The organism is Planifilum fimeticola, assembly GCF_003001905.1.
Classification (GTDB): domain Bacteria; phylum Bacillota; class Bacilli; order Thermoactinomycetales; family DSM-44946; genus Planifilum; species Planifilum fimeticola.
In genome coordinates, this window is sequence record NZ_PVNE01000003.1 from 165,904 (window position 1) to 191,947 (window position 26,044).

The window sequence follows — 26,044 nt, forward strand, 5'->3', positions numbered from 1 at the left end:
GGTTTTTCCGTTTTAACAGCCCTCCTTGTCCGGCCCTCCGTGACACATGCCCGCCGGCGCCGGTCGCCCCTTTCGCCTTTTTCGGAGAATTCTTCGCCGCTTGACGCCCATTCCGCCGTTTGGTACACTTTCAAAAACGTTTGCTCGGGACAAACACCAGGAGGGCGCAAAGCACATGTGGGAGGAAAAATTCTCCAAGGAAGGACTCACCTTTGACGACGTCTTGCTGATTCCGGCCAAGTCCGAAGTGTTGCCGAAGGATGTGGAGGTCTCCACCCGGTTGGGGGAGGGAATCCGGCTGAACATCCCTCTCATCAGCGCCGGGATGGACACGGTGACCGAAGCCCCGATGGCCATCGCCATCGCACGCCAAGGCGGGATCGGGATCATTCACAAAAACATGAAGATCGAGGAGCAGGCGGAGGAAGTGGATCGGGTGAAGCGCTCGGAGAGCGGCGTCATCACCAAGCCTTTCTACCTCCACCCCGAACACAAGGTTTACGATGCCGAAGCGCTCATGTCCAAGTACCGGATTTCCGGCGTGCCGATCGTGGACAAGGAGCGGAAGCTGGTCGGCATTTTGACCAACCGGGATATGCGGTTCATCCGCGATTATTCCACGCCCATCTCCGAGGTGATGACCAAGGAGAACCTGGTGACGGCGCCGGTGGGAACCACCCTCAAAGAGGCGGAGGAGATCCTCCAGAAGTACAAGATCGAGAAACTGCCCCTGGTGGATGAACAAGGGGTGTTGAAGGGGCTCATCACCATCAAGGACATCGAAAAGGCCACCCTCTTCCCCGATGCGGCCAAGGACGCCCAGGGACGGCTTCTGGCGGGAGCGGCCGTAGGGGTGTCCAGCGACACCTACAAGCGGGCGGCCGCCCTGGTGGAAGCGGAGGTGGATGTCCTGGTGGTGGACACCGCCCACGGCCATTCCCGAGGCGTGCTGGAGACGGTGGCCGAGCTGCGGCGGCGTTATCCGGACCTCTGCATTGTCGGGGGGAATGTGGCCACGGCGGAGGGAACCCGAGATCTGATCGAAGCGGGGGCCAGCGTGGTCAAAGTGGGAATCGGCCCCGGCTCCATCTGCACCACCCGGGTGGTGGCGGGAATCGGCGTGCCGCAGGTCACCGCCATTTACGACTGCGCCACCGTCGCCCGCCAGTACGGCGTCCCCATCATCGCCGACGGAGGGATCCGCTACTCGGGGGATATCGTGAAGGCGATCGCGGCGGGGGCCGACGCGGTGATGCTGGGAAGCCTCTTTGCCGGAACCGAGGAAGCGCCTGGGGAATCGGAGATCTTCCAGGGACGGCGGTTCAAGGTGTACCGGGGCATGGGCTCCCTCGGGGCGATGCAGGCGGGAAGCCGGGATCGTTACTTCCAGGAGAACGAGAAGAAGCTGGTTCCCGAGGGCATTGAAGGAAGGGTCCCCTACAAGGGCCCCCTGGCCGATACCGTCTTCCAGCTGGTCGGCGGCCTGAAGGCGGGCATGGGTTACTGCGGGGTGAAAAACCTGCAGGAACTGAAGGAGAAGACCCGGTTCATCCGGGTGACCGGCGCCTCTCTTCGGGAAAGCCATCCCCATGACGTGCAGATCACCAAGGAAGCGCCCAACTATCACGTCTGACGGCAACGGCATCCGCAGGGATTTCCTGCGGTTTTTTCTTGCGCGAAAAGGCCGGCCCGCTCGCCGGCTTTTTGCAGCTTTTTGCGATGCTGGCGAAAACTTCTTGTTCCCCGATTTTCTTTCTCTCCGGAATCTAGTAAACTGAAAATCGATCGGGTGAAGACGGCGGAAAAACGGGATTCGTACATAGCATCGGCGCCGCAGGGCGTGTCGAAGATCCTCGCCTCCCGCGCCGTTTTCAAGCCCGGTTGGCGGTTGGAAACGGTCTTCGGAGGTGAAGTTTTTTTGAGAGGTCGCCTTTTCCCCCTGTCGGTCAAAAAAGCAGCAGGTTTTTTGATGATGATTCTTTTTCTGGGGTTCATGGCGGCTCCCGTCCCGGCTCTGGCGGCGGAACCTTTTCCGGAAGTGAGGGCCAAGGCCCACGTGGTGATGGAGTTTGAAACCGGGCTCGTGTTGGACGCCCGCCGGGCGGACGAGCCGCTTCCCCCCGCCAGCATGACCAAGATGATGACCGAGTATCTGGTGTTGGAGAAGATCCGCTCGGGGGAGATCGGATGGGAGGACCGGGTGCGCATCAGCGCCCGCGCCGCCGGCATCGATGAGGCCCAGGTTTACTTGGTCGCCGGCGAGGAGTGGACGATTCGCCAGTTGTTTGAGGCGATGGCCGTCTATTCCGCCAATGACGCCGCGGTCGCCCTGGCGGAACATCTGGCGGGCAGCGAGGAGACCTTCGTCAAATGGATGAACGAGAAGGCGAAGGAACTGGAAATGACCAACACCCACTTCCGGAACAGCACGGGATTGAACGAGGCCAGCTATCCCGACCCGCCGAAAGCGGAGGGAAAACACGTGATGTCCGCCCGGGATGCGGCGAATCTCGCCCGGCGGCTTCTCCTGGATTTTCCCGAGGCGAAGGAGATCATCTCCAAGCCCCGGATCACCTTCCGGGGGAGGGAGTATTCCAACTGGAACTGGATGCTCCCGGGGATGTCCCAGGCCTATCACGGCTTGGACGGGGTGAAGACGGGATTTACCAACGAAGCGGGATACTGCTTTGCCGGAACCGCCGAGCGGGACGGGATGCGACTCGTTACCGTGGTGATGGGGACGGGTTCCCAGAGCGCCCGCTTTCAGGAAACGCGCCGCCTTCTGGACGCAGGCTTTGAAAACTTTGCCTTGAAATCCCTGATTTTCGAGGACAAGCCCGTGCCCGGCTACATGGAAAGGATTCCCGTCCCCAACGGGGTGGCCCGTGATGTGGCCGTCGCCGCCGACCGTACCCTCGTGCTTCCCGTCCGCAAGGATCAGATGAAGAAGTACACCTTCCGCATCACTTACACCCGAAAGGTGGTCGCGCCGCTGACGGCGGGGACGCCGGTGGCGGAAGTGACGGTTCTCTATGATGGCAAGAAGATTCCCGGCGTGGAACCGGTCCGGCTGGTGGTTCGGGAATCGGTGGAAGAGGCCGGTTGGGTCCGCCTCTTTTTCCGGAAATTGGGCGATACGATCAGCGGCTGGTTCGACTGAAAGCCCCCTCCCGTTGGTTGTCAATTTCCGGTGGTTCCGTTACAATACTTGTATTGAAGAAATACCTGAGCTGGGGAATCTATTTGCTCGAGAGACGGGAGGATGGAGCGATGTCCGCTAATGTTGAAACGAGGAACGGCACCGCTGCCGGTGTCGAAAAGGCATATGAAACGGGAACCGATCGGGTCAAGCGGGGGATGGCGGAAATGCAGAAGGGCGGCGTCATCATGGACGTCGTCAACGCGGAGCAGGCGAAAATCGCCGAAGAGGCGGGAGCGGTCGCCGTTATGGCCCTGGAGCGGGTTCCGGCGGATATCCGCGCTGCCGGCGGCGTGGCCCGGATGGCCGATCCCCGCGTGATCGAGGAAGTGATGAACGCGGTCAGCATTCCGGTGATGGCCAAGGCGCGCATCGGCCACTTCGTCGAAGCCCGTCTCCTGGAGGCCCTGGGAGTGGACTACATCGACGAGAGCGAAGTGCTCACTCCCGCCGACGAAGTGTACCACATCGACAAGAAGCAATTTACGGTCCCCTTCGTCTGCGGTGCCCGCGATCTGGGCGAAGCCCTGCGCCGGATCGGGGAAGGGGCTTCGATGATCCGGACCAAGGGAGAGCCGGGAACGGGCAACGTGGTCGAGGCGGTGCGCCACATGCGCATGATGATGTCCCAGATCCGCAAGGTGCAGTCCATGTCCCGGGACGAACTGATGGCCGAGGCGAAAAAGCTGGGAGCGCCCTACGATCTGCTGCTGCAGGTGCATGAGACCGGCCGACTTCCCGTGGTCAACTTTGCCGCCGGCGGAATCGCCACTCCGGCGGATGCCGCGCTCATGATGCACCTGGGTGCCGACGGCGTCTTTGTCGGTTCGGGAATCTTCAAATCCGAGAACCCGGAAAAATACGCGAAGGCCATCGTCCAAGCGACGACCCACTACGAAGATTTCGGACTGATCGCCGAGCTGTCCAAGGGGTTGGGATCGGCGATGCCGGGAATCGAAATTTCCACCCTCACCGAAGCGGAACGGATGCAGGAGCGGGGCTGGTAATAGGAGGAATGACAGCATGAAGATCGGCGTGCTCGCGCTGCAGGGAGCCGTTCGGGAACACCTCCGCATGCTGGAGCGTGCGGGGGCGGAGGCCGCCGCGGTGAAACGGCCCGAACAGCTGGCCGATTTGGACGGTTTGGTCATTCCCGGCGGTGAATCGACGACGATCAGCAAACTGATGCATCAATACGGGCTGTTTGACCCGATCCGGGAGATGGCCGCGTCCGGCAAGCCCCTGTTCGGAACCTGCGCCGGCCTCATCCTGCTGGCCAAGCGGATCGAGGGGGCGGAATCGACTCACCTGGCGCTCATGGATATCACCGTCCGGCGCAATGCCTTCGGCCGTCAGCGGGAGAGCTTCGAAGCGGATCTCCCCGTGGCCGGGGTGGCCGACGATTTCCGGGCCGTTTTCATCCGGGCTCCTTACATCACCGAAGCGGGCCCCGGAGTGGATGTGCTGTCCCGGATCGATGACAAGATTGTCGCCGTGCGGCAGGGTCACCTGCTGGCTTCCGCCTTCCATCCGGAACTGACCGACGATGTTCGGATGCACGCCTTCTTCGTCGAGATGGTTCGGGAAGCTTCCTCCGTCAGGGCAATCTGAGGCGGGGGATGGGCGGAAACGGGGTTTTTCCGGCTTTGTCCGGGATACAATGAAAAGAAGAGCCATATTTCAAAGGCGAGGATGAGAACCAGTAACCGGAAGGGAGCGGCAGCAGAGAGGCGGTGGTCGGTGCAAACCGCCCCGCTCCGCCGGGGAATCCCTCTCGGAGCCGTGCGCGAAAGCGGCGGAAGCCGCAGAAGCGTCGACCGGATCGACGGCCGTTATCCCGTCCAGAGGTGGATCGGGTATGCGTTTTTTCCCGGTCAATAAGGGTGGCAACGCGGGCCTTCCGTCCCTTTGATGGCGGAAGGCTTTATTGTTTGAAGGAGGGATCGCCATGCTGGATGTGAAATTGCTGCGCAACCGCTTGGATGAAGTGCGGGAAAAGTTGAAGCACCGCGGAGAAGACATCAGCGGCTTGGATGATTTCGCCGGCCTGGACCGGCGGCGCCGCGAGCTGCTCCAGGAGAGCGAACAGCTGAAAAACAAGCGCAACACCGTGTCCAAGGAGATCGCCCGAAAAAAGAAGCAGAAGGAAGACGCCTCCCGGGAGATCGCCGAAATGCGCCAGGTGGGGGAGCGGATCAAGGAACTGGACCAGGAGCTGCGCCAAGTGGAGGAGGAGTTGGAATCCGTCCTCCTCACCCTGCCCAACATTCCCCACGAGAGCGTCCCCGTCGGCGATTCCGAGGAGGACAACGTCCCCGTCCGCCATTGGGGGGAGATTCCGAAGTTCGCCTTTGAGCCGAAACCCCACTGGGAATTGGCGCGGGAGCTGGATCTCTTGGACTTTGAACGGGCCGGCCGGGTGACCGGTTCCCGCTTCGTCTTTTACAAGGGGGCCGGAGCCCGTCTGGAGCGGGCCCTGATGAACTTCATGCTCGACCTGCACATCGAGAAGCACGGCTACACGGAAATGATTCCGCCCTATATGGTGGGGCGCGACAGCATGATCGGAACCGGTCAACTTCCCAAGTTTGCCGAGGATTCCTTTGCCGTCGCCGACAGCGACTACTACCTGATCCCGACCGCGGAGGTTCCCGTGACCAACTATCACCGGGGCGAGATCCTGTCGGCGGAGGAACTGCCCAAAAAGTACGCCGCCTTCAGCGCCTGTTTCCGGTCCGAGGCCGGGGCCGCCGGCCGGGACACCCGGGGGCTGATCCGCCTTCACCAGTTTAACAAGGTGGAGTTGGTGAAGCTGGTCCGTCCCGAGGACTCCTATGAAGAATTGGAAGCGCTCGTAAAGGATGCGGAGGCGGTACTTCAGCAGCTTAAGCTTCCCTACCGGGTGGTGCTGATGTGCACCGCGGACATCGGGTTTGCCCAGAGCAAGAAGTACGATCTGGAAGTCTGGATGCCCAGCTACGGAACCTACCGGGAAATCTCCTCCTGCAGCAACTTCGAGGATTTCCAGGCCCGTCGCGCCAACATCCGCTTCCGCAGGGAACCGAAGGCCAAACCGGAGTTTGTCCACACCCTGAACGGATCGGGTCTGGCGATCGGCCGGACCGTGGCCGCCATCCTGGAAAACTTTCAGCAGGAAGACGGCAGCATCCTCATCCCGGAAGTGCTTCGCCCCTACATGGGCGGCATGGAGCGGATCTCCCCTTGAGGGAGGGCCGGCAACTCTTCAGCTTTTCGGGGATCTGTATGTAGCATGCCGTTTTTCCCGTCTTCTCCCGCCGCCGCCTCGAGAGGGGGCGGTGGCGGGCCTTGACTTTTTTAGGAAACCGGGTATAATATCACAGTGATTCGTAAGATGGAGAGGTGGTCGAGTGGTTTAAGGCAGCGGTCTTGAAAACCGCCGAGGGCTCACGCCCTCCGTGGGTTCGAATCCCACCCTCTCCGCCAAGTATATCAAGGGTTTCCCGCTTTCCAGGGGTGTCCCTGGAAAGCGGGAAATAAAGGGGATTGCAAACAAATTGCAAACCTTTACCCCGCTAAAGTGATCATTCCCTATTTCCAAATACGAAGTCGCCCCATTTCCGGGCGGCTTCTTTTTGCATGTTCGGAAGCTCCAGACCGGGAATCGAAGGCAAAAAGAAAGCCGGGTAGGAACCCGGCGTGGCCCATCATCGATTTTTAGTGCCAATCGTTCGCCCCGGACTGTGAGACGATCATGTTCAGTAAAAACGCCAGTAATTCCATAAACACCCTCCATACCCGAAAATTGTTTCCGGATAAAAATAGCCGTAAAATATAATATATGTCAATGCCGAATCAGTTGTGTAAAAAACATCGTCCATCCTCGCAAACATCCGCCTTTTCGAGGCATTTCGGGGACCGTCAAAAAACGGCATTGACCCCACGTCCGGTCAACTTGAAAACCGCCGGTCGTCACGCTCTTCGTCGGTCCGGATCCCGACTTCTTCACCAAGTATGTCAAGGGTTTTCGGGATTTTGGGATACAAAAATGCGGGGAATCCAAGGGATTGCGAACGAATCGCAAACCTTCACTCCGCCAAAGCGTTTTTATCCTTACCCCTAATATAGAAGCCGCCCCATTTCCGGAGGCTTCTTTTTGCGTGTTCGCGGCAGAATGGCGTCCATCTGCCTTCGGGAAATCCTTTTTCGGAATGTTGACAGGAAATGAAAAAATGCGGATGATGATTTCAAATGAAGCGAATGAAAGGATGGAGGCTGGCATGAGATCCGGCCCTTGCTTCATCTGCAAAAAACACCGCGGGGAAGTGCAGGGGGAGATCGGCCCACTCTGGGAAGATGAGCACTTGTACATCTATCATGCGCCTTTTTTGGGAAAGGAGAAGGTCTACTCGGGTCATCTGATGATCGAGACGAAGCGGCATCTCCCGGGTTGGGGGGAGCTCACCGATGCGGAGGCCCGGGCCGTAGGGCTGTGGATCAACCGCCTGGCCGCCGCCCTGAAGGCCTCCGAGGGGGCGGAACACGTCTATTCCTTTGTGATGGGGCACAACGTTCCCCATTTGCACGTCCACGTGGTTCCGCGGTATCCGGGTACGCCCAGGGAATACTGGGGAGTGCGGGTCAACGAGTGGCCGGAAGCACCGCGGGGAGGACTCCGGGAAATCGAGGAATTGGTCGACCGGTTGAGAAAATGGCTGAAGGACGATCATTGACAGCCCGTCGCTTTATGAAGTGGAGCATGATGACTCAGGCCGGGGATCACCCCGGCTTTCAAAGTGTTTTCGAAGCGAATCGCGATTTTCCGTCCGGATCGTTCCGGAACCTTCGCGATATGACGAAGGTTTTTGTGCGCGGCGCCATTCTTCAGGGCGGAATCAATCCAAAATCTCTGCAGGATGATTGGAGAGAGACAAATGAAAGAATTGATCATCATCAGACATGGGCAATCAGAGCATCACGTCAAAGGGATCACTGGCGGTTGGTCTGATTTGCCGTTGACAAAATTTGGGCGTCAACAGGCTGTCGCCACCGGTTACCGCCTTAAGGAAATGTTGGTTGGTCGGGAATATCGGTTTTATTCCAGCGATCTTAAGAGGGCGCTTGAGACAGCCCAAATCATTGGCAACATCATCGGAAAAGAACCACAGGTTGAATGGGAGCTCCGCGAATTGAACAACGGAATAGCCAAAAACTTAACTTTAGAGGAGGCGCATGCGATTGAAAACCCGTTTTCCGAACCGGCAATCGACTGGATTCCCTATGCAGAAGGGGAAAGTTGGCGCATGATGCATCACCGCATATGTCGATTCATGAATCGGATACAAGATGAACAGGAAGATCTTGCAGTCATGGTGTCACACTCCAATTCGATGATATGTATCATTAACCATTGGCTAGGGATCCACGAAGACCATCATCTGGCAAACATTATGTATGAGCTTGAACCATGCTGTATCGTTCAGCTGAGACAGGATAAACACGGCTGTCGCACGATAGTCAGGTTGAACGACACATCGCATCTGGAAACTTTGCCACAAAAGTTTCATCCACGGGATAGGTGAACACGGCAATACCATCACCCTGTTGAAAGAATGTGAATCCCGATTTTCCCGCGAACATGTCCGGTTTCACTTGTTTCATGGGCTTTGACGATTTCATCCAGAGAAAAAACCTGGGTCACAACGGGTTGAATGATTTCTTTTTCCAACAATGCGGCAATCTCCGCCAACTGTTTTCCATCCGGCTGCCTGCCCGTTTGTATTGCTCAGCCAAATTTGCATCCGGAAATCCGATGATGGAGACAATCTTTCAATTTCCTCCCAATTTATTAATCAAAAATCCCCGTTGCATCGGCAGGCAGATTTCGCACCCGTTTCAGGTATTTCGTCATGTTGGCATCGTCATCCGCCGGGTATGGAAACGAAAGGGCATCCGCCACCTCCTTGGCCAGGGTTCGAAACAGACTGCAGGCGGCGAAGACGGAATCCCAGAAGTTGTCGAGATCTGCGTCGGAATAGGTGGCGCGATACATATCCCAGTACGGTGTCGGAAGATACTTTTTGAAGTACTTTCCCATCTTTCCCATTGAAACCCGAAAGTCGCGTCTCGTCCCGATCCACCAGGAAACCATCTCGTCCAGTTCCAACCTGACCACCGATTCAAACATGTGTTTTGCATAGGGCAATTCATCGCGCCAGATTCCCTTCGCGACGTTTTGCAGACACCACCAAAAATTGTTGCAGCATCTCAGGAAGTGTTGCTCTGTCGGCCTTTTCACGTGATATTCGGAATCTGTCGGAGGGGGGACGGGCGGGAGACAACCGTCTTTATCCATCAGCGGGACGGCCAGCTTGTCCTTTCCGTATTCCTCCCGCATCGCTTCTTTTGTTTGAAGGCGAAGATCCAACCGATTTCCATCCGCAAAGAGCATGAGATAGGCGTAGGAGCGGTCAAAATCCACATTGACATCCAGCTTGTCATTTTTGTCGGGCTCCTGCAGCATGAGCAAATCCCCAAAAACGCGAATCCAGTTTTTCTCCCTGATGAGGGAGGCGGTTTCCTCCACGACATAAACCACATCATAATCCTGGAAAATATCCTTGGGAGCATCGGGATTGGCCCTTGAACCCGTCATGTAGACCGCCCGGATCCGTTCATCCCGTTGAGCCACGCCCAAAATCAGGTCCATCATTTCCTTTTCGCTTCTCAAGCCGATTCCCCCCTGCGTCCCCGATAGACTTTTTTCTTCTTCTCGTCAGTTGATTTTTCCCCTGTTTCTGCGGCAAATGACGGGGAATCCGTTCTGTCCCTTTTTGCCGTGAAACGCGTCGCTGAAGGACGCGGTCGACGAGGACGGAATCGTCAGTTCTCCGAGAGAAGGAACAATATCCCATCCGGATCATAGGATATAAAGGCACGGGCCCATAGGGGAACGGGTTGTGCGGAAACTAGGATTCGGGCGATGGGAGGTTGGTGTCCATGTGCGGAATTGCGGGCTGGATCGACTGGGAGAAACCTGTGAGTCGGGAGCGCTCCGTTCTGAAGGAGATGAACCAGGCGATGGCCTGTCGGGGGCCGGATGACGAGGGGATTTGGCTTTCCAAACACGCGGCGCTGGTCCACCGGCGGTTGGTGGTGATCGATCCGGAGGGAGGAGCGCAGCCGATGGTTCGCCGCTACGGCGGCCGGACCTACGTGATCACCTACAACGGCGAATTGTACAACATGCCGGAACTGCGCAGGGAATTGGAGACGCGGGGACACGTGCTGACCTCCCGTTCCGATACCGAGTTGATTCTGGCCGCCTATGCGGAGTGGGGGGTGGACTGCCCCCGGCACCTCAACGGGATCTTTGCCTTCGCCATCTGGGACGATGCTTCGCAGTCCCTGTATGCCGCCCGGGACCGGATCGGGGTGAAACCCCTGTTTTTCGCCCGCAGGGGTGACGGATTGATTTTCGGTTCGGAACTGAAGGCGATCTTGGCTCATCCTGCGGTTCGTCCGGAAGTGGATGAGGAGGGACTGGCGGAGGTTTTGGCGATGGGACCGGGAAGGACGCCGGGACACGGGGTCTTCCGCGGGGTGGAGGAGCTCCGGCCGGGGTTCTGGCTGCGCTTCGACCGGAACGGCCTCCAAATCCAGTCCTACTGGAAGCTGGTCAGCCACGCCCATCCGGAGGACCTGGACACCACCGTGGAGCGGGTGCGGGAACTGTTTCAGGACTCGGTCCGCCGGCAATTGGTTTCGGATGTGCCGGTGGGAGCGATGCTCTCCGGCGGTTTGGATTCCAGCTCCATTTCCGCGACGATGGCCAAGGTGTTTGAAGAGGAGGGGAAAGGGCCGCTCCACACCTTTTCCGTCGATTACGCCGGGAATGAAGAATATTTTCGTCCCAACGAGTTTCAACCCAATTCCGACGCCCCCTGGGTGCGCCGGATGGCGGAGCATCTCGGTTCCGTCCATCATACGGTCATCATCGACACGGAAGAGCTGGCCTCCGCACTGATTCCCGCGATGCGCGCCCGGGATCTTCCGGGAATGACCGATGTGGATTCTTCCCTGTATCTCTTCAGCCGGGAGATCAAAAAAGAGGTGACGGTGATCCTTTCCGGCGAGTGCGCCGATGAGGTCTTCGGCGGCTACCCGTGGTTTCACCGGGAGGAATTGATCCGGGCGGAAACCTTTCCCTGGTCCCGGCTGATCCGGGATCGAATCCGCTTTTTCTCTCCGGAGGTGGTTTCCCGGATTCGGGCGGAGGAGTACGTGGCGGACCGGTACCGGGAGGCCCTGGAGGAAGTTCCGCGGCTGCCCGGAGAGACGCCGAGGGAAGCGCGGATGCGCGAACTGTTTTATCTCTGCCTGACCCGTTGGATGCCGGTCCTGCTGGACCGGAAAGACCGGATGAGCATGGCGTTCGGCCTGGAGGTGCGGGTTCCCTTCTGCGATCACCGGCTGGTGGAATATGTGTGGAACGTCCCCTGGTCGATGAAGAGCTGCGATGGACGGGAAAAGGGTTTGCTGCGGAGGGCCGTGTCGGATTTGCTTCCGGAGGATGTGCGGATGCGGCGCAAGAGCCCCTTCCCGAAAACCCACAATCCCGCCTATCTGGAAGCGGTGCGAAGCGAGGCCCTGCGCCGGATTGAGGATCCGGCCTCTCCACTCCGGGATATCCTCCATGTGGAGGAAATCCGCCGCTTTGCAGATCGCAGGGATCTCGGGGAACTGCATCTCCCCTGGTTCGGCCAGCTGATGAACGTGCCTCAGCTGTTTGCCTATTTCATCCAGTTGGATGCCTGGATGAGGGAGTACGGCGTGGTGATTCGTTGAAGGCGGTGGATAGACCCGATTCTTCTTTGTCGCCTCTCTTCGGAGAGGCTTTTTTGTGGCCGCGTGGATGGATGGAGTATAATGGAACGCAGCAGAGTACGCGGGAAGGATTATGTGTGATCCATCCGGATGCGCCGGGGGAATTTGAAGGGAGAGGAAGCTGTGAAACCCATTTTATGGATCGGCATCGCGCCAGGCGCTGATTTATACGCCTAGGCGCTCTTTTAATGCCTGTTGGAGGACATGGGAAAAGTTGATTTTTTCTTCTTCGGCCAAGTCATTCAGCCATTTGGGGATGGTTAGGGTTTTCTTAACAGCTCGCGTGTCCAGTTCTTTGCGGACTGGTTTCATATTGACGCTTACCAGCACGACGATGCCTTTTTCTCCATCCTCTAAATAGTCTTCAAGACGAAGGTCTTTAATTGGAGTGGGATCCGGGATCTCGTCTCCATCTTCTTCCATGCTATAGAGGTGGAGGCCCAGCGCTTCCTGCGCCATTTTATATGCATGGTCCTCATCATCGCCGTGGGATACGCACCCCGGCAGATCCGGGAAAGTAACACCGATTCCTGGGCTATCGTCGTAGTGAAAGATCGCCGGATATACGTAGATGTCTTTCTTCTTCATCGCATACACTCCTTTGGGTTGGATTGAAGGGAAGGACCGGGGTCAGAGGAGTTTGACCCCGGATTGTCGTTCGATGCCTCGGATGGTTCCCTTTTTTAGGTTCTTTACTGGGTGCGGGACGGTGACCTTTCCTGGTTTTACTGGGTGCTTGAAGTGGTGGTGGTCACCTTTGACCTTGACGAGATACCAACCATCATCCTTTAGTTTCTTGATAACCTCCCTTGATGATAACGGTATTTGGTATCCCTCCCTTCAATTACATTATAACACGTATTAAATACGTGTCAATGGGTGTATGAGATTTTTTCAGGCGGTGTGATCCGATGCAATTGTCTTGTGAGGTGGAGTTTATTCAGACTTTTGAAGACGGCGGCCAAGTGGAAGGCCGGGACTTGGAGACCGGCGAGGTGGTCACATACAAGGTGTACAAGTCAGGTCAAAAGTATCTGCGGTTGGTGACGGGGATCGGTGACCTTTATTTTCGCGTCGAGCCGTTTCTTTGTCTCAAGGCAAATTGCGGTATGGAATCGCAATTGAAGGGAGAATCGCCTAGAAGGTAGGCGACTGCGATGATTTGACTGTTAGTCCCTTCCCGTGTTACAATACGGACGAACTTGTCCGCCTGTTTTCGGCGGAGGAATGCGTGTCAACAACGAGGCCGCGCGCGCATATAGCTAATACGGAAAAATGCTTTGCGCTCCATGACGCGCGCCCGTAGCTCAGCAGGATAGAGCAGCGGTTTCCTAAACCGCGTGTCGGAGGTTCGAGTCCTCTCGGGCGCACCATCCGTGCAAAGCGATCGAGCCTTTCTCCCTTTGGGGAGGGGCTCGTTTTTTGTTCCCTGGAGGGACGAAGAAAAACGGAGTGATTCCGATTTACAAGGCGGCGATCATGGGATATAATGATCCATGATTGTTTCATGATCAGCGTTTTTATGTTGGAGACAAAGGGATGAATCGGATTGAATCCGGTTTTTTCTCTCGGAGGTAGGATCAGGGAAGAAGGGTTGTGCCATGCGTGAAGCGGTTCTTCGCCTGTCCGGGGTTACCTTTTCCTACGATCGCCACCCCGTTTTGGAAGGGATCGATCTGGAGGTGGCCGCCGGGGAATTTCTCGGCTTGATCGGGCCGAACGGTTCGGGAAAATCGACACTCGTCCAGCTGTCCCTCGGCCGTCTGTCTCCGGATGCCGGAAGCGTTTATCTGTTCGGCGAGCCGGTGGAGAAGTTTCGAAAGTGGCACCGGATCGGGTATGTGTCCCAAAAGTCCAACAGCTTCAACCTGGGGTTCCCGGCGACGGTATACGAGGTGGTGGCCAGCGGCCTCACCGGCAAGCTCGGCCTGTTTCGCCGGATCGGAAAGAAGGAACGGGCCTTGATCCGGGACACCCTGGAGCGGCTGGGGTTGTCCGACATTGCCGGGGCCAACATCGGGCGCCTGTCCGGCGGGCAGCAACAGCGCACCTTCATCGCCCGTGCGCTGGTGAGTCGTCCCGAGCTGTTGATTCTGGACGAACCGACGGTGGGAGTCGATGCGGAATCGGTGAATCAGTTTTATCGGCTGCTCGATCGGCTTCACCGGGAGGAGGATCTGACGATCCTGCTGATCACGCACGATATCGATGAAATCACCGCCGCGGTGGATCGGATTGCCCTGTTGAACCGGCGAATCCGTTTTTGCGGGACTCCGCAGGAGTTTGCCGCCCGTCGCGGGGAGGTCTTGTGGGTGGAAGATGGGAGGGACGTTTCGCATGCTTCGCGCGTCCCAGGGGAAGAAATCCGAGTTTGAGTCTGACCGTTCCGGGAAAGGGGGCAGTGCGGCAAAGCGCGAACGGGATGTGGGAAATGATCCTGAACTACGATTTCATGCGGAGGGCGGTGCTGGCGGGGCTCATTGTCGGCTTGATTTCCCCGCTGGTGGGGATTTTTCTGGTGGTGCGCCGCCTTTCTCTGATCGCCGACGCCCTGGCTCACGTCACCCTGTCCGGAGTGGCCGCCGGGCTGTTGTTGCAGAAACATGTCCCCCTTTTTCAACAGGTCAGCCCTCTCCATGTGGGAATGGTCTTCTCCATCGGCGGAGCGATGTTTGTGGAGCAGCTGCGCCGCCTTTACCGGACCTACCAGGAGTTGGCCATCCCGGTGGTCCTCTCCGGGGGGATCGGACTCGGCGTGGTCCTGATCAGCGCCGCCGACGGGTTTAACGTTGACGTGGCCGGTTATCTCTTCGGGAGCATCCTGGCCGTCGGGGAGGACGAGCTCTGGTGGATGATCGCGGCGGCCGGGCTGGTTCTGGCCGTGATTTATCTCTTTTACAAGGAGCTGTTCGCCCTTTCCTTCGATGAGGAAAGTGCGGTGATCTCGGGGATTCCCCACCGGTGGATCAATCTGCTCTTTTCCTTCGCGGTGGCCCTCGTCATCGCCGCCTCGATCCGCGTCGTCGGCATTTTGCTGGTATCCGCCCTGATGACCCTCCCCGTCGCCTCCGCCCTGCAGATCTCGGGCAGTTTTCGGCGGACGATCCTTTATTCCCTGCTGTTCTCCGAGTCGGCCGTGCTGTGCGGGCTGGCGGCCGCCTACTATCTGGACTGGTCGTCGGGGGGGACCATTGTCCTCGTTTCCGTGCTGATCCTGGTTTCGATCCTCGCGGCCAAACGGATTCGGCGCCTTCTGATCTTGAAATCCCGGCAGTCTGATGTTTGAATAGGAGAAAAGGTGGATTTTCTCCCCGCGGGGGAATGGATATGGAGTGGGAGCCTTTGCAGGATGGGAGCGATACCCGGTGGATTACGGTGAAGCCCTGGAACGGTTGAAAAGCAAAGGGTACAAATATACGGGAAAGCGGGAGTCGATCGTCCGGCTGTTTGCCAAGCAAGATCGATACCTGTCGGCCAAAGAGGTGCAAAGCTGCCTGTCGAAGGATTACCCGGGACTCAGCCTCGACACCGTTTATCGGAATTTATCCCTGTTCGAGAAACTGGGCATCCTGGAGGGGACGGAATGGGAAGGGGAGCGGCGCTACCGGTTTCGGTGCGAAGAGGACCGGCACCATCACCATCTGATCTGCACCGAGTGCGGCAGGACCCGGACGATTCACATCTGTCCGATGAACGCCATTCTGGGCAAACCCGAAGATTTTGAGATCACGGGGCACAAGTTTGAAATCTACGGCCGCTGCGCCGAGTGCGGGAACCAGTGATCTCGCGGTCCCCGAGTATCAGGAGCGAACAGGGCGGTGAAGGATTTGGAACAAGGGTTGTCCGCCGATGAGCGGTGGATGAAGGAAGCGCTGGAGGAGGCCAAAAAAGCTGCGGAGATCGGCGAAGTGCCCATCGGCGCGGTGATTGTCCGGGATGGGGACATCGTGGGGAGGGGCCACAACCGCCGGGAAACGGACCGGGATCCCACGGCCCATGCCGAGATGATCGCCATCCGGGAGGCGGCGGAGCGGCTGGGCGGTTGGAGGCTGATCGGCTGCAGCCTCTACGTCACCTTGGAACCGTGTCCCATGTGCGCCGGGGCCATCCTCCAGTCCCGGATCGAACGGGTGGTTTTCGGAGCATCCGATCCCAAGGGGGGATGTGCCGGAACGCTGATGAACCTGCTGACGGACGGACGGTTCAACCATCAGGCTCAGGTGGTACCCGGGGTGTTGGCCGAGGAGGGCGGATCGCTTCTCACGAACTTTTTCCGGGGGCTGCGCGGAGGAAGCCGCAAAGGGAACGGATGAATCCTTTTGCCTCTGTTTCCCTCTTGACGTCCGGCGATGATTGCTTTTATAATATGAAATTGTCCCGGGCAATACGCGCACTGGGGATTTTCACATGCCGTGGAGAGGTGTCCGAGTGGTTGAAGGAGGCGGTCTCGAAAACCGTTGTACGGGCAACCCCCGTACCGTGGGTTCGAATCCCACCCTCTCCGCCATATCAAGGTTTTTCGGCATTCAGGTGACGAGACCGAAACCCAGGAATTGGTTAATTGCAAACGAATTGCAAACCTTTACTTGACTAAAGCATCCTGTCACCGAAAAAGAAGTCGTCCAGCTTTTGGGCGGCTTCTTTTTTTGTGCAAACAACATCCGACCCCTACCGTAGAGGATTACGGACCTCGGTCCGAGTCGGATAAGGAGGCGGTTTGCTACAATCGAACCTGCACGGAGGACTACTTGGAAGGCGGTGTGGGGAGGATTCCCGTCACAAAACGCTCCAAACTGGACTGTCGGGGAAAGGGGAATTCTGATGAATCGGGACACGGATCGAAATTTAGGTCCAAGATGGATCGTCATAACGCTGCTGGCCGTTGGAGTCGGCGGAGTGCTTTATTTCGGCTGGCCGTTTTTTTCAGCGATGGGTGATCCAAAACAAGTGGAGCGGTGGATCCTTGATGCCGGTGCCTGGGGACCCGCCATGTTCATCCTGCTGCAAATCGCCCAGATGTTGATCGCCCCGCTCCCCGGCCAAATTACGGCATTGATTGGCGGATACCTATTCGGTTCTTGGATCGGGCTTTTGTATACCATGATCGGTGCGATGATGGGATCCGCCCTCATTTTCGCATTTGCCCGGAAGCTGGGAAGGCCCTTCGTGATTCGTTTCGTGCGCCCCCATTTGCTCCGGAAATTCGACCATCTGACCAGGGAAAAAGGCGCATTTGTCTTTTTTCTGATGTACCTCCTCCCGGGCTTCCCCGACGACATTCTTTCGTTTATTGCAGGGCTTACCCTCATCCCGGTTCGCCGGTTGCTATTGATCTCCCTGGTCGGCCGTTTGCCGGAAAATGCCGTCCTCAGTTTTACCGGGAGCGCAATCACGTTTGAAAATATCAATCTCCTGCTGGTCACTTTGGCTGCGATCCTCCTCATTTATGTGTACATCTGGTCGAAAAGGGGATGGATTCGAAAATTTGCAGAGCATCCGGATCGGATCGCGTTCTTGAAACAAACCTGGGCCGCCAAGAAAGTGAACATCCTCATCACGGCTTGCATCGCGGTTGTCCTGGCGATTCTGATGTTCCAATTGGCCGCGTCCGGTCCCATTTACAGTACAAACGGCAGTGGATAAAGGAGGACCAAGCGCTTATAATCCTAAATTGTGTCTCCGCTTCGCTCCCCCGAATAAAATTTTTCCGCCGGGTGCCCCCTTTGAAAAGCTTCCGCCCCGGAGGGCCATCCGGTCCGTGAACCATTTTCCATTTGTAGCGGATGGGGATGTGTGTTAAAATATTAGATGCCGTGCTAGACGGGGAGCTCGCGGTGCCCTGTAACCCGTAATCCGCGATAACGGGGTCGATGCCTGTCCGAGGTCCTTTTCGTGTGGGGTCCGGACCGTTTCAGGAGGCGCTGACGATCGGGTCCTGCGCAACAGGAACTTCCGAACCGTGTCAGGTCCTGACGGAAGCAGCACTAAGGAAGCCCTCCTGTGTGCCGCAGGGGTGCCTGGTCTGAGCCGAATGAACGGTGCCCGCCCGGGCGGGGAGGATCGACGACAGGTGCACGGTATACATATTTGCCTTTTGTGACCATGACCGTTTTGTTCCATCAGCGGAGCGGTCTTTTCTTTTGCTATTGATGTGGAAATATATGGTTCCAACGCGTGGTGGTCGATCTTTTCACCTTGCTATATTTATGGGATAATTAATCGGAATCGTCAAATATTATAGGAAGGTGGAAATAATGGATCGGGTCCTCCGTATGTTGGTGATGGGAGTGGCAATCTTTTTTCTTGTTTCTTGTCAGATTCCCGACGCGGAGAAGGGAAATCCGGCGGAGAAGCCGGGAAAATCTTCGGACAATGCCCAAGAAGTGACAGATCCGAATAAACCCTCCGATGCTTTCCATGCGCTGGGTGTGAGCCGGAGCGGAATTCCGGATTTTAAAGCCCGATTCAGCAAAAGTAAAGTCGAAGAGGGGCGCGTTTTACACGCAGATGTGGAGACGGACGAAACCGTCAGCGTGGACCAGGCCAAGCGCTTTTTTGCGGACCTGGTGGAGAAACACAAGGACGATCCCGACATTAACGCGATTTATGGAAGGATCGAGTCCAAGAACTACATTGTGTACAATGTGGAATATTACAAGGACGACAAGACCGTCGACGATCTCATCGAGTACGGCCTGACGGCCAATGGAATCCACCGCTTCCCGGCCATTTATTTTGAGAAAAAGGATTACAACGCCCATGACGGGGAGCAGATCAGCGAAGTTGTTGCCGAAGAAATGATTCCCTAATTTGACTCAAACAGCCCCATCGTCCCCTTTGGAAAAACGGCTCCGACTGTAGTATGATGAAAATACCGAACATGGCGTGCTTTTTTCGTGAAAAAAGGCCGCGACAGCTGGAGTGTTCAAAGTGACTTATCGGGCATTGTACCGCGTGTGGCGTTCGCAGAGCTTTGCGGATCTGGTCGGTCAGGAACACGTCACCCGCACGTTGAAGAATGCACTGAAAGAAAAACGCTTTTCCCACGCCTATCTGTTCAGCGGGCCCCGGGGAACGGGGAAGACCAGCACGGCCAAAATCTTCGCCAAGGCCGTCAATTGCCTTGAGGGCCCGGCGCCCGAGCCGTGCAACCGATGCGAACCGTGCCGGCGGATCGCGGAGGGCTCCCTGATGGATGTGGTGGAGATCGATGCGGCCTCCAACCGGGGCGTGGATGAAATCCGGGATTTGCGGGACAAGGTGAAGTTTGCCCCGACGGAAGTGCGTTACAAGGTGTATATCGTGGATGAGGTGCACATGCTGACCACGGAGGCCTTTAACGCCCTGTTGAAAACCCTGGAGGAGCCGCCGGATCACGTCATCTTCATCCTCGCCACGACGGAACCCCACAAGCTGCCCCAGACCATCCGGTCCCGCTGCCAGCACTTCCCCTTTCACCGGATCTCCTTCCGCGAAATCGTCCGCCACTTGCGCCGCATCTGCGATGCCCAGTCCGTCGAAGTTGACGAAGCGGCCCTGGCGACGATCGCCCGGGCGGCGGACGGCGGCATGCGGGATGCCCTCAGCCTGTTGGATCAGGTGCTCGCCTATGCCGACGGCCGGGTGGAGGAGTCGACGGTGCTGGCGGTCACCGGCTTCACGTCACGGTCCACCCTGGCCGAACTGTGGAAGGGCCTGGCGGAGGGGGATGCCCAGACGGTTCTGGATCGCGTCGACGGATTGATCAGGGAGGGGACGGAGCCGCAGCGCCTGATCGACGACATGATCGATTCCGGCCGGGATCTCCTCCTCCTGCGCACGGCGCCGAACCTGCCGGATCTGCGGGATCGGATCGGAGGGGATGAATCCTGGGAGCGCTTGGCCGACCGCTTTTCTCCGGGGATGCTGAACCGCATGCTGGAGGTGCTGATCCAGGCGGCCCAGAAAATGAAATGGACTCCCCATGCCCGGGTGGTCCTGGAGATGGCGGTGGTGGAGCTTTGTCATCCGGCGGCTGCGGAACAGGCGGCAGCCAGGGAGATGGCGCGTGCCGAGGCCGCCCCGCCCACCGAAGCCCTCGGGGAGCGGATTCGCCTGCTGGAGCGGAAGATCAAAGAATTGGAGAAGGCGGCCTTCCATCCGGGTTCCGCCTCCGGAGGTGCGGCGGCTCCGCCTTCCGAGCGACCCGCACCTTCATCGGGAAGGCAGCCCGCGGGCGAGGGGAAATCGTTCCGGGACATCGATCCGAAGCGGACGGAGGAGGTTCGTCGGCATTGGCCGGAGGTACTTGCCCGGGTCAAGGAGCAAAAGATCACCGTGCACGCCTGGCTGATCGACGGCGAGCCGGTGGCAGCCACGCAGGATGCGGTGATCGTCGCCTTCAAGAACTCGATCCATCGGGAGACGACGGAGAAGGAATCCCACAAATCGCTGATCGAAAAGGTGATGGCGGAGGTGTTGGGCTCTCCCCTCCGGCTGATCACCGTGATGCGGGACGAGTGGCAGGAGTTCGGCGATCAACCGTCCGGCGGCCGGGAGGAGGAATCGGCCCCTTCCCCTTCGAAAAAGGAAGGGAGTGCGGAAGGGGAAGACATGGTCCGGCAGGCGGTGGAGATCTTCGGGAAAGACCTGGTCGAAATCACCGATTGAAGGTGTTGGACCGTCAATAACCTGCAGGAGGGAACCGAAACGTGCGAAACATGAATCAGATGATGAAACAGGTAAAAAAAATGCAGGCCCAGATGGCGAAGGCCCAGGAGGAGCTGGCCCGGAAGGAAGTGGAGGGCACCGCGGGCGGCGGCGTGGTCAAGGTTCGGATGAACGGGCACAAGCAGGTGCTGGGGGTGGAGATTGCCCCCGAGGCGGTGGATCCGGAGGATGTGGAGATGTTGCAGGATCTGATCACCGCAGCCTTCAACGAGGCGATGAAGCAGGTCGACGACTTGGTCGCCAAGGATCTGGGCAAATTGACGGGCGGTCTCAATTTGCCGGGGCTGTTTTAATGGAAGAAAGAGATACTGAAGCGGGAGTGGCCTGATGGTGTATGTACCGGAACCGATTGCGAAGCTGATCGAAGCCTTTATGCGGCTGCCGGGTATTGGACCGAAGACGGCCCAACGCCTGGCTTTTTTCGTATTGGGGATGGACGAGGAAGACGTGATGGACCTGGCCAAGGCGCTGGTCCGGGCGAAGCGGGATCTGCACACCTGTTCCGTCTGCAGCAACATCACGGACAAGGAAGTGTGCGCCATCTGCAGCGACAAAAACCGGGATCGGTCCGTCATCTGCGTCGTTCAGGATCCCCGGGACGTGATCGCGATGGAGCGGACCCGGGAATACAACGGACTGTATCATGTGCTCCACGGAGCCATTTCGCCGATGGAGGGAATCGGTCCTGAGGATCTGCGCATCCCCGAGCTGTTGAAACGGCTGGAGAAGGACGAGGTCCAGGAACTGATCCTGGCCACCAATCCCAACATCGAAGGAGAAGCGACGGCGATGTACCTGTCAAAGCTGGTCAAGCCCTTCGGCCTGCGCGTCACCCGGATCGCCCACGGTCTGCCTGTGGGAGGAGATCTGGAATACGCCGACGAAGTGACGCTGACCAAAGCCCTGGAGGGTCGTCGGGAGTTGTAAGCTGCGGATCCGGTGTCATGTCCCAGGACTTCTCATACTACAATAGAAGTGTGATCCGTCGGTGACCTCGGAGTTTGCGGGCGAACCCTGACGAACGATCTTCCTCGGAGGAGTTGTTATCATTGTCCGATCTCCCGGCGCTCGGCCCCATCCATCGGACGGAGCCCCCGGATACCGTTTCCGGACGGATCCGTTCGATGGCTGCTTGGGCCCTCTGCATCGCCTTCTTTTATCTTATTCCCCTGGAATGGGCATCCCTTGAGTGGGAATGGACGGAAAAGGGGTTGTGGCGAATCACGGAGGACGGCGAGGAAAGTGTCCTCTTGGCGGGCTTCACTCTACTCTGGGCGCTGTTCAATCTGGCGGCGGCCCTCGCGTTTCTGATCACCGGTGTCTGGACCCATTTTGCCCATGAGAGAAAGGGATGGATCCGTTCCCTCCCTCTCCGGGACGTCGTCTACTATTTCGCCTGGGTTGAGTGTCTGATCACCGCCGTCGCCCTGTTGGCGGAGTTTGTTCCGGAGGATGTCCGGGGATTTGTTCATCAGCACCTGCTTCCGGTCGCCCCCCACGCCATCATGATCCTCGCCTTTCTGTTCCTTTTTCGCGGCGGTTTCGACCGTTACGGATTCCGCGGAGCCTCCCCGGGCGGATGGGTTTCGATGATTGCGACGGTGGGGGGATTGTACGTCCTCGTCTACCTTTTTCTCGATCCCTTGGTGACTGAGCCCGTCGCAAGATATTTTTCCCTGGAACTCGTATCCTGGCGGGAGGAGAGCATTTCACGGGAGATCGGGGAGGCGGGGCAGAGCGGCTGGCTGGCCCTTCTCAGTCAAGGGCTGCTGGTGGGGATGATCGGCCCCGTCGGTGAAGAGGTGATGTTCCGGGGGGTCCTGCAGCAGTCCCTGGCGGAGAGGATCGGCCAGCCGGCGAGCATCCTTCTCACTTCTCTCCTCTTCACCCTGTTCCACGTGGACGTGGTCATGTTCGCCCCGCTGTTGGTGCTGGGTTTGATTCTCGGAATCCTGCGGGCCGTTTTCCGCAACCTGTGGGCGCCGATCCTGTTCCACGTCGTCAACAACTCCGTTTCCGTCATCCTGGACCTTCTGTCATGACGAAGAGACCGGCCTTCAAAGGGAATGTTTTTCGGGGCGGGCTTGGGCGGAGGACCGGCCCAAGCCCGGTTTCAAATCGGCGACAAAGATGATGCCGGTACAGATCAGGAGAAAGCCGATGATCGCGCCGGCCCCCACGGGCTCGTCCAGCAGAAGGGCTCCCCACAGCAGGCTGAATAGAGGGACGAGAAAGGTGACGGTCATGGTCTGTGTCGGTCCGACGTCACGGAGCAGCCGGAAGTAGAGGATATAGGCCGCTGCCGTCGAAAGGATGGCCAAGCCCAAGGTGGCGGCCGTCCCGAGGACGGTGAACCGGGCGGAAGGAAGAGCGACGGCTGCTGCGGGCAGAAGGGCGACGGCCGCCCCGGTGAGCTGGCCGATGGCCATTGTCAGCGGGGGGGCGTCGGGAAAATGCTTCTTGGCATAAACCCCGCCGATGGCATAACAGAAGGAGGCCGCCAGCATGGCTGCGACGGAAAGCAGCACCTTTTCCTCAACGGGGATCGGGCTCCATCCCACCAAGATGGCGACGCCGATAAATCCCAGCAACAGACCGGCCCCCTTTTTCCGCGTCAAGGGATCCTTCAGCCGGAGGGCCGCCACGACGGCGGTGAACATCGGAGTGGTCGCGTTGAGTATGGCGGCCAGGGATGAGGTGATGTACAATTCGGATGCGGCGATCAGGGTGAAGGGAATGGCGCTGTTGATGGTGCCAAGAATCAGGTATTGCTTCCATCGCCGCTTGAGATCGGGAAGCCGGCGGAGGATGAGGGCGTATAAAAACAACACAACCGAGCCGATCAGGACGCGAAGATCCATCAGCAGGAAAGGGCCGAGCTGCGGCACCGCGATCCGGATGAACAGAAAAGAAGCTCCCCACAGGGAGGCGAGGAGCAAGAGCCGAAGAAGATCCTTCCACCCCATTGGTGAATCCCCCTTAGGGTTTATTTGTCAAACCATTTTCAACCATTGGACTTATATGCAATATATCGCATTTTGATTTTGGATACAAGGGAGGAAAAGATACCGATGCCGATACCGAAAGACGCTCCCAAAATGGAGCGAATCTCGGCCAAACAACGGGCCCTGGAGCAGATTCAGCGGTGGATCATCGAAGGGACACTGCGTCCCGGAGAAAAAATTTTGGACTGCGAGCTGGCCGAGGCCCTGGGAGTGAGCCGGACGCCCGTCCGGGAAGCGCTGCAGATCCTGGAAATGCAGGGGTTTGTCGAGATGCATCCCGGTTCTGCGACGAGGGTGACCCCGATTCGGAGGGAGGATGTGTACAAGATTTATCCGCCCCTGGCCGCCCTGGAGGCCACCGCCGCGGAATTGGCGGCCGATAGGGTGACGGAGGAGGACATCCGCTCTCTTCGCCTCACCAACGAGAAGTTTGCCGATGCTCTCGGGAAAAAGTCGTTTTACGAAGCCCTCATCCTGGACGAGCAGTTTCACCAGACCATCCTCGAAGCGGCGGACAATCCCTATTTGACGTCTTTTATCACCACGCTTCAGATGCATGTGCGCCGCTTCAAGTACGTCTTCATCCGGAGGGCGGTGGTTTCCCCCGGCCGGTCCATCGAGGAGCACGCCATGATCATCGATGCCCTGGAGAGCCGGGACAAAGAGAAGGCCGCCCGCGTCATGAAACAAAACTGGCTGCGTCCGATGCGGGAAATCGCAGACCGGCTGCAAAGGGAGGAAGGAGAAGGGCAGGAAGGGGAATAACCCGTCCAACTCCCTCATAAGCTTGTACAAAGAATGGATGGCAAAGGGGGTTGGAGGGCGTTGGATATCGGATGGTGGGGATTGGCCGCCGGAGGGGGGATCGTCCTTTTCATGATATTGAGCCGTTCGGTGATTCGACCCTTGAGATGGCTTTGGTTCGGGATCATCTATACCGCCGTGGGCTCGTTGGTTTTGTTTTTGCTCAACTTGGCCGGAGAGCTGGTGCAGTTCCGGATTCCGATCAATCCGGTCACCGCCTTTATCACCGGTGTGCTGGGGTTGCCGGGGCTTCTGTACTTGGTTCTGGTCAAGATCTTTTTCCTCGGGGGATGACTCGAAAAAAAGAAAAGCCCGCCACGATCGACAGGCATGCTTCATGCCGCTTTTTTATCTGGAGGGAATCACCGGAATGGAACTCTTACCTCCCTGGCCGCCCAGGTAAAACTCGGGCACGTCCCCCACGATCGTCAACTGACCCATCGGATAGCTGTGCCGGGTTCGGATCGTCCTTTCGTGCCGCGGAAGGAGGATGACCATCTCGCTGGTGATCCGGACGTTCAGTTTGATCATCACCATGTTGATTCCCCCGCTTTCCATGGTCCCTTCCATCTCGATGTGGGTGGACCCCTTGGGCCAATATTTCAGCGGGATGTTGGGCCCCATATCCGCGAACAGCTTGCTGTCGAACACGGTCCCCAGCGGGATGGCGATGGTCTTATGCTGCGATGCCTTTTTCAGTTCCCGCTGAATGGTTTTCGTCAGCGTTTCGTACAACTTGGCCTGCACTTCCTGATTGACCTGGACCGATTGAATGCGTCCCTGCTCGTCCCTGGCGACCATCAGGGAGTTGTTCAAATCCTTGGCGTAATTTCGCTGCACTTCCCGAACGGCCTGGGTCACGGCGGACTGGGTGATGTTTTTCACCTCGGAACGGGCGATGTCCAAAAGCTTCTCTTCCGCCTGATTTTCGACGGAATACAAAAAGGGCAGGGAAAGAAAAAAGAGGACTAAAAAGGCATATAATAACCATCTGAAGGGATTGGCGGGCCTTACGGGGAACCTCCGGCGGATCCGCATGAGTCCTTCCCTCCTTCGTCCAACAGTTTATTCGTGGCGGTTTGTCCATTTGCCTCATTCGACGCCCGGCACGGCCGGACTCACACACGAAAAAAGGAAATTATTCCCGTGTTGACAGGGCATCATGACCGTGTTATAGTAGTTCTTGTCGTCGCCGAAGGAACGGAATCCTCCGGCGCGGGAGGCGGGGGAAAAATTCCTTCGAAGCCTCCGAAAAAAAGTGGTTGACAAACGGAACTGACCGTGATAAGATTAAATCCGTCGCCGCGAGAGAGGCGGCGGAAACGAGGAAGAAAGCGTTCCTTGAAAACTGAAGAGCGAAAGAAGGACCCGTGATTCTTTTGAGCTCTATCAAACTTTTTTAGGAGAGTTTGATCCTGGCTCAGGACGAACGCTGGCGGCGTGCCTAATACATGCAAGTCGG

27 protein-coding genes, 3 tRNA genes, 1 rRNA gene, 1 other RNA gene and 1 other annotated feature are annotated in these 26,044 nt (G+C 57.8%); of the genes, 26 read left to right on the forward strand and 6 right to left on the reverse strand.

All coding sequences use genetic code 11. The features are described from left to right. Positions 1-175: 175 nt before the first annotated feature. From guaB to CLV97_RS03400, 8 genes are all read left to right on the forward strand, one after another. Complete coding sequence (gene guaB / locus CLV97_RS03365) at positions 176-1,633, forward strand: IMP dehydrogenase (RefSeq protein ID WP_106344103.1); 1,458 nt, start codon at positions 176-178, stop codon at positions 1,631-1,633. 336 nt (positions 1,634-1,969) lie between these two features. After that, complete coding sequence (locus tag CLV97_RS03370) at positions 1,970-3,160, forward strand: D-alanyl-D-alanine carboxypeptidase family protein (protein ID WP_146130397.1); 1,191 nt, start codon at positions 1,970-1,972, stop codon at positions 3,158-3,160. A 110-nt stretch (positions 3,161-3,270) separates the two neighbouring features. After that, positions 3,271-4,206 carry a pyridoxal 5'-phosphate synthase lyase subunit PdxS gene (pdxS, locus tag CLV97_RS03375; protein ID WP_106344105.1) on the forward strand — a complete coding sequence of 312 codons (936 nt, stop codon included), beginning with the start codon at positions 3,271-3,273 and terminating at the stop codon, positions 4,204-4,206. A 16-nt stretch (positions 4,207-4,222) separates the two neighbouring features. Then, a complete protein-coding gene (pdxT, locus tag CLV97_RS03380; RefSeq protein ID WP_106344106.1) occupies positions 4,223-4,810 on the forward strand; it encodes a pyridoxal 5'-phosphate synthase glutaminase subunit PdxT in 588 nt (195 codons plus the stop codon). 69 nt (positions 4,811-4,879) lie between these two features. Beyond that, positions 4,880-5,110, forward strand: a binding site (T-box leader). A gap of 37 nt (positions 5,111-5,147) precedes the next feature. Next, positions 5,148-6,425: a serine--tRNA ligase gene (gene serS / locus CLV97_RS03385; protein WP_106344107.1), complete on the forward strand. Its 1,278-nt coding sequence runs from the start codon at positions 5,148-5,150 to the stop codon at positions 6,423-6,425. Positions 6,426-6,574: 149 nt separating this feature from the next. After that, positions 6,575-6,664: transfer RNA gene (locus CLV97_RS03390), tRNA-Ser, on the forward strand. 794 nt (positions 6,665-7,458) lie between these two features. Beyond that, positions 7,459-7,911: an HIT family protein gene (locus CLV97_RS03395; protein ID WP_106344151.1), complete on the forward strand. Its 453-nt coding sequence runs from the start codon at positions 7,459-7,461 to the stop codon at positions 7,909-7,911. A 201-nt stretch (positions 7,912-8,112) separates the two neighbouring features. Further along, entirely contained in the window at positions 8,113-8,760 is a 648-nt protein-coding gene (locus tag CLV97_RS03400) for a histidine phosphatase family protein (RefSeq protein WP_170070341.1), read from the forward strand. 14 nt (positions 8,761-8,774) lie between these two features. Here the strand turns inward: CLV97_RS03400 and CLV97_RS03405 are convergent, their stop codons facing one another. Then, a complete protein-coding gene (locus CLV97_RS03405; protein ID WP_106344109.1) occupies positions 8,775-8,960 on the reverse strand; it encodes a zinc-binding dehydrogenase in 186 nt (61 codons plus the stop codon). A 66-nt stretch (positions 8,961-9,026) separates the two neighbouring features. After that, positions 9,027-9,908 carry an aminoglycoside 6-adenylyltransferase gene (locus CLV97_RS03410; protein ID WP_106344110.1) on the reverse strand — a complete coding sequence of 294 codons (882 nt, stop codon included), beginning with the start codon at positions 9,906-9,908 and terminating at the stop codon, positions 9,027-9,029. Positions 9,909-10,177: 269 nt separating this feature from the next. Between CLV97_RS03410 and asnB the strand changes: the two genes are divergently transcribed. Continuing rightward, positions 10,178-12,025: an asparagine synthase (glutamine-hydrolyzing) gene (gene asnB / locus CLV97_RS03415; RefSeq protein WP_106344111.1), complete on the forward strand. Its 1,848-nt coding sequence runs from the start codon at positions 10,178-10,180 to the stop codon at positions 12,023-12,025. Between the two features lie 204 nt (positions 12,026-12,229). Here the strand turns inward: asnB and CLV97_RS03420 are convergent, their stop codons facing one another. Then, on the reverse strand, positions 12,230-12,652 hold the full coding sequence (locus tag CLV97_RS03420; protein WP_106344112.1) for a type II toxin-antitoxin system HicB family antitoxin: 423 nt from the start codon (positions 12,650-12,652) through the stop codon (positions 12,230-12,232). A gap of 42 nt (positions 12,653-12,694) precedes the next feature. Then, positions 12,695-12,889: a type II toxin-antitoxin system HicA family toxin gene (locus CLV97_RS03425; RefSeq protein WP_106344152.1), complete on the reverse strand. Its 195-nt coding sequence runs from the start codon at positions 12,887-12,889 to the stop codon at positions 12,695-12,697. Between the two features lie 86 nt (positions 12,890-12,975). Here CLV97_RS03425 and CLV97_RS03430 point away from each other — a divergent pair, with 86 nt between their 5' ends. The 14 genes from CLV97_RS03430 (at position 12,976) to CLV97_RS03495 (ending at position 22,815) form a co-directional block, all read left to right on the forward strand. Next, the gene (locus tag CLV97_RS03430; protein ID WP_106344113.1) at positions 12,976-13,212 is read left to right on the forward strand and encodes a hypothetical protein; all 237 of its coding nucleotides are present in this window, start codon (positions 12,976-12,978) and stop codon (positions 13,210-13,212) included. A 148-nt stretch (positions 13,213-13,360) separates the two neighbouring features. Then, a tRNA-Arg gene (locus CLV97_RS03435) sits at positions 13,361-13,437 on the forward strand. A 228-nt stretch (positions 13,438-13,665) separates the two neighbouring features. Next, complete coding sequence (locus CLV97_RS03440) at positions 13,666-14,439, forward strand: metal ABC transporter ATP-binding protein (protein ID WP_106344114.1); 774 nt, start codon at positions 13,666-13,668, stop codon at positions 14,437-14,439. Positions 14,440-14,486: 47 nt separating this feature from the next. Continuing rightward, positions 14,487-15,350, forward strand: a complete 864-nt coding sequence (locus tag CLV97_RS03445; protein WP_106344153.1) for a metal ABC transporter permease — start codon at positions 14,487-14,489, stop codon at positions 15,348-15,350. Positions 15,351-15,429: 79 nt separating this feature from the next. After that, a complete protein-coding gene (locus CLV97_RS03450) occupies positions 15,430-15,846 on the forward strand; it encodes a Fur family transcriptional regulator (protein WP_106344154.1) in 417 nt (138 codons plus the stop codon). Positions 15,847-15,882: 36 nt separating this feature from the next. Further along, a complete protein-coding gene (gene tadA, locus CLV97_RS03455; RefSeq protein WP_281257574.1) occupies positions 15,883-16,377 on the forward strand; it encodes a tRNA adenosine(34) deaminase TadA in 495 nt (164 codons plus the stop codon). Between the two features lie 101 nt (positions 16,378-16,478). Then, positions 16,479-16,571, forward strand: a tRNA-Ser gene (locus tag CLV97_RS03460). 314 nt (positions 16,572-16,885) lie between these two features. Beyond that, positions 16,886-17,707, forward strand: a complete 822-nt coding sequence (locus tag CLV97_RS03465) for a TVP38/TMEM64 family protein (protein WP_106344115.1) — start codon at positions 16,886-16,888, stop codon at positions 17,705-17,707. A gap of 168 nt (positions 17,708-17,875) precedes the next feature. Beyond that, an RNA gene (gene ffs / locus CLV97_RS03470) (signal recognition particle sRNA large type) lies at positions 17,876-18,142 on the forward strand. Positions 18,143-18,318: 176 nt separating this feature from the next. Continuing rightward, a complete protein-coding gene (locus CLV97_RS03475) occupies positions 18,319-18,873 on the forward strand; it encodes a hypothetical protein (RefSeq protein WP_106344116.1) in 555 nt (184 codons plus the stop codon). A 121-nt stretch (positions 18,874-18,994) separates the two neighbouring features. After that, entirely contained in the window at positions 18,995-20,713 is a 1,719-nt protein-coding gene (dnaX, locus tag CLV97_RS03480; protein WP_106344156.1) for a DNA polymerase III subunit gamma/tau, read from the forward strand. A gap of 41 nt (positions 20,714-20,754) precedes the next feature. Continuing rightward, a complete protein-coding gene (locus CLV97_RS03485; RefSeq protein WP_106344117.1) occupies positions 20,755-21,066 on the forward strand; it encodes a YbaB/EbfC family nucleoid-associated protein in 312 nt (103 codons plus the stop codon). 37 nt (positions 21,067-21,103) lie between these two features. Further along, a complete protein-coding gene (recR, locus tag CLV97_RS03490; protein ID WP_106344157.1) occupies positions 21,104-21,700 on the forward strand; it encodes a recombination mediator RecR in 597 nt (198 codons plus the stop codon). Between the two features lie 122 nt (positions 21,701-21,822). Next, complete coding sequence (locus CLV97_RS03495) at positions 21,823-22,815, forward strand: CPBP family intramembrane glutamic endopeptidase (RefSeq protein ID WP_106344118.1); 993 nt, start codon at positions 21,823-21,825, stop codon at positions 22,813-22,815. A gap of 15 nt (positions 22,816-22,830) precedes the next feature. Here the strand turns inward: CLV97_RS03495 and CLV97_RS03500 are convergent, their stop codons facing one another. After that, a complete protein-coding gene (locus tag CLV97_RS03500; RefSeq protein ID WP_106344119.1) occupies positions 22,831-23,739 on the reverse strand; it encodes a DMT family transporter in 909 nt (302 codons plus the stop codon). A gap of 105 nt (positions 23,740-23,844) precedes the next feature. Between CLV97_RS03500 and CLV97_RS03505 the strand changes: the two genes are divergently transcribed. Both CLV97_RS03505 and CLV97_RS03510 read left to right on the forward strand, forming a co-directional pair. Next, positions 23,845-24,543 (forward strand): GntR family transcriptional regulator, encoded by a 699-nt coding sequence (locus CLV97_RS03505; RefSeq protein ID WP_106344120.1) that lies wholly within the window; start codon positions 23,845-23,847, stop codon positions 24,541-24,543. A gap of 60 nt (positions 24,544-24,603) precedes the next feature. Further along, positions 24,604-24,876, forward strand: a complete 273-nt coding sequence (locus CLV97_RS03510) for a pro-sigmaK processing inhibitor BofA family protein (RefSeq protein ID WP_245891349.1) — start codon at positions 24,604-24,606, stop codon at positions 24,874-24,876. A 54-nt stretch (positions 24,877-24,930) separates the two neighbouring features. On the opposite strand, the gene yunB is transcribed toward CLV97_RS03510, so the two are convergent. Further along, on the reverse strand, positions 24,931-25,620 hold the full coding sequence (gene yunB, locus CLV97_RS03515) for a sporulation protein YunB (protein WP_106344122.1): 690 nt from the start codon (positions 25,618-25,620) through the stop codon (positions 24,931-24,933). 359 nt (positions 25,621-25,979) lie between these two features. Here yunB and CLV97_RS03520 point away from each other — a divergent pair. Next, a 16S ribosomal RNA gene (locus tag CLV97_RS03520) occupies positions 25,980-26,044 on the forward strand; the annotation flags it as partial.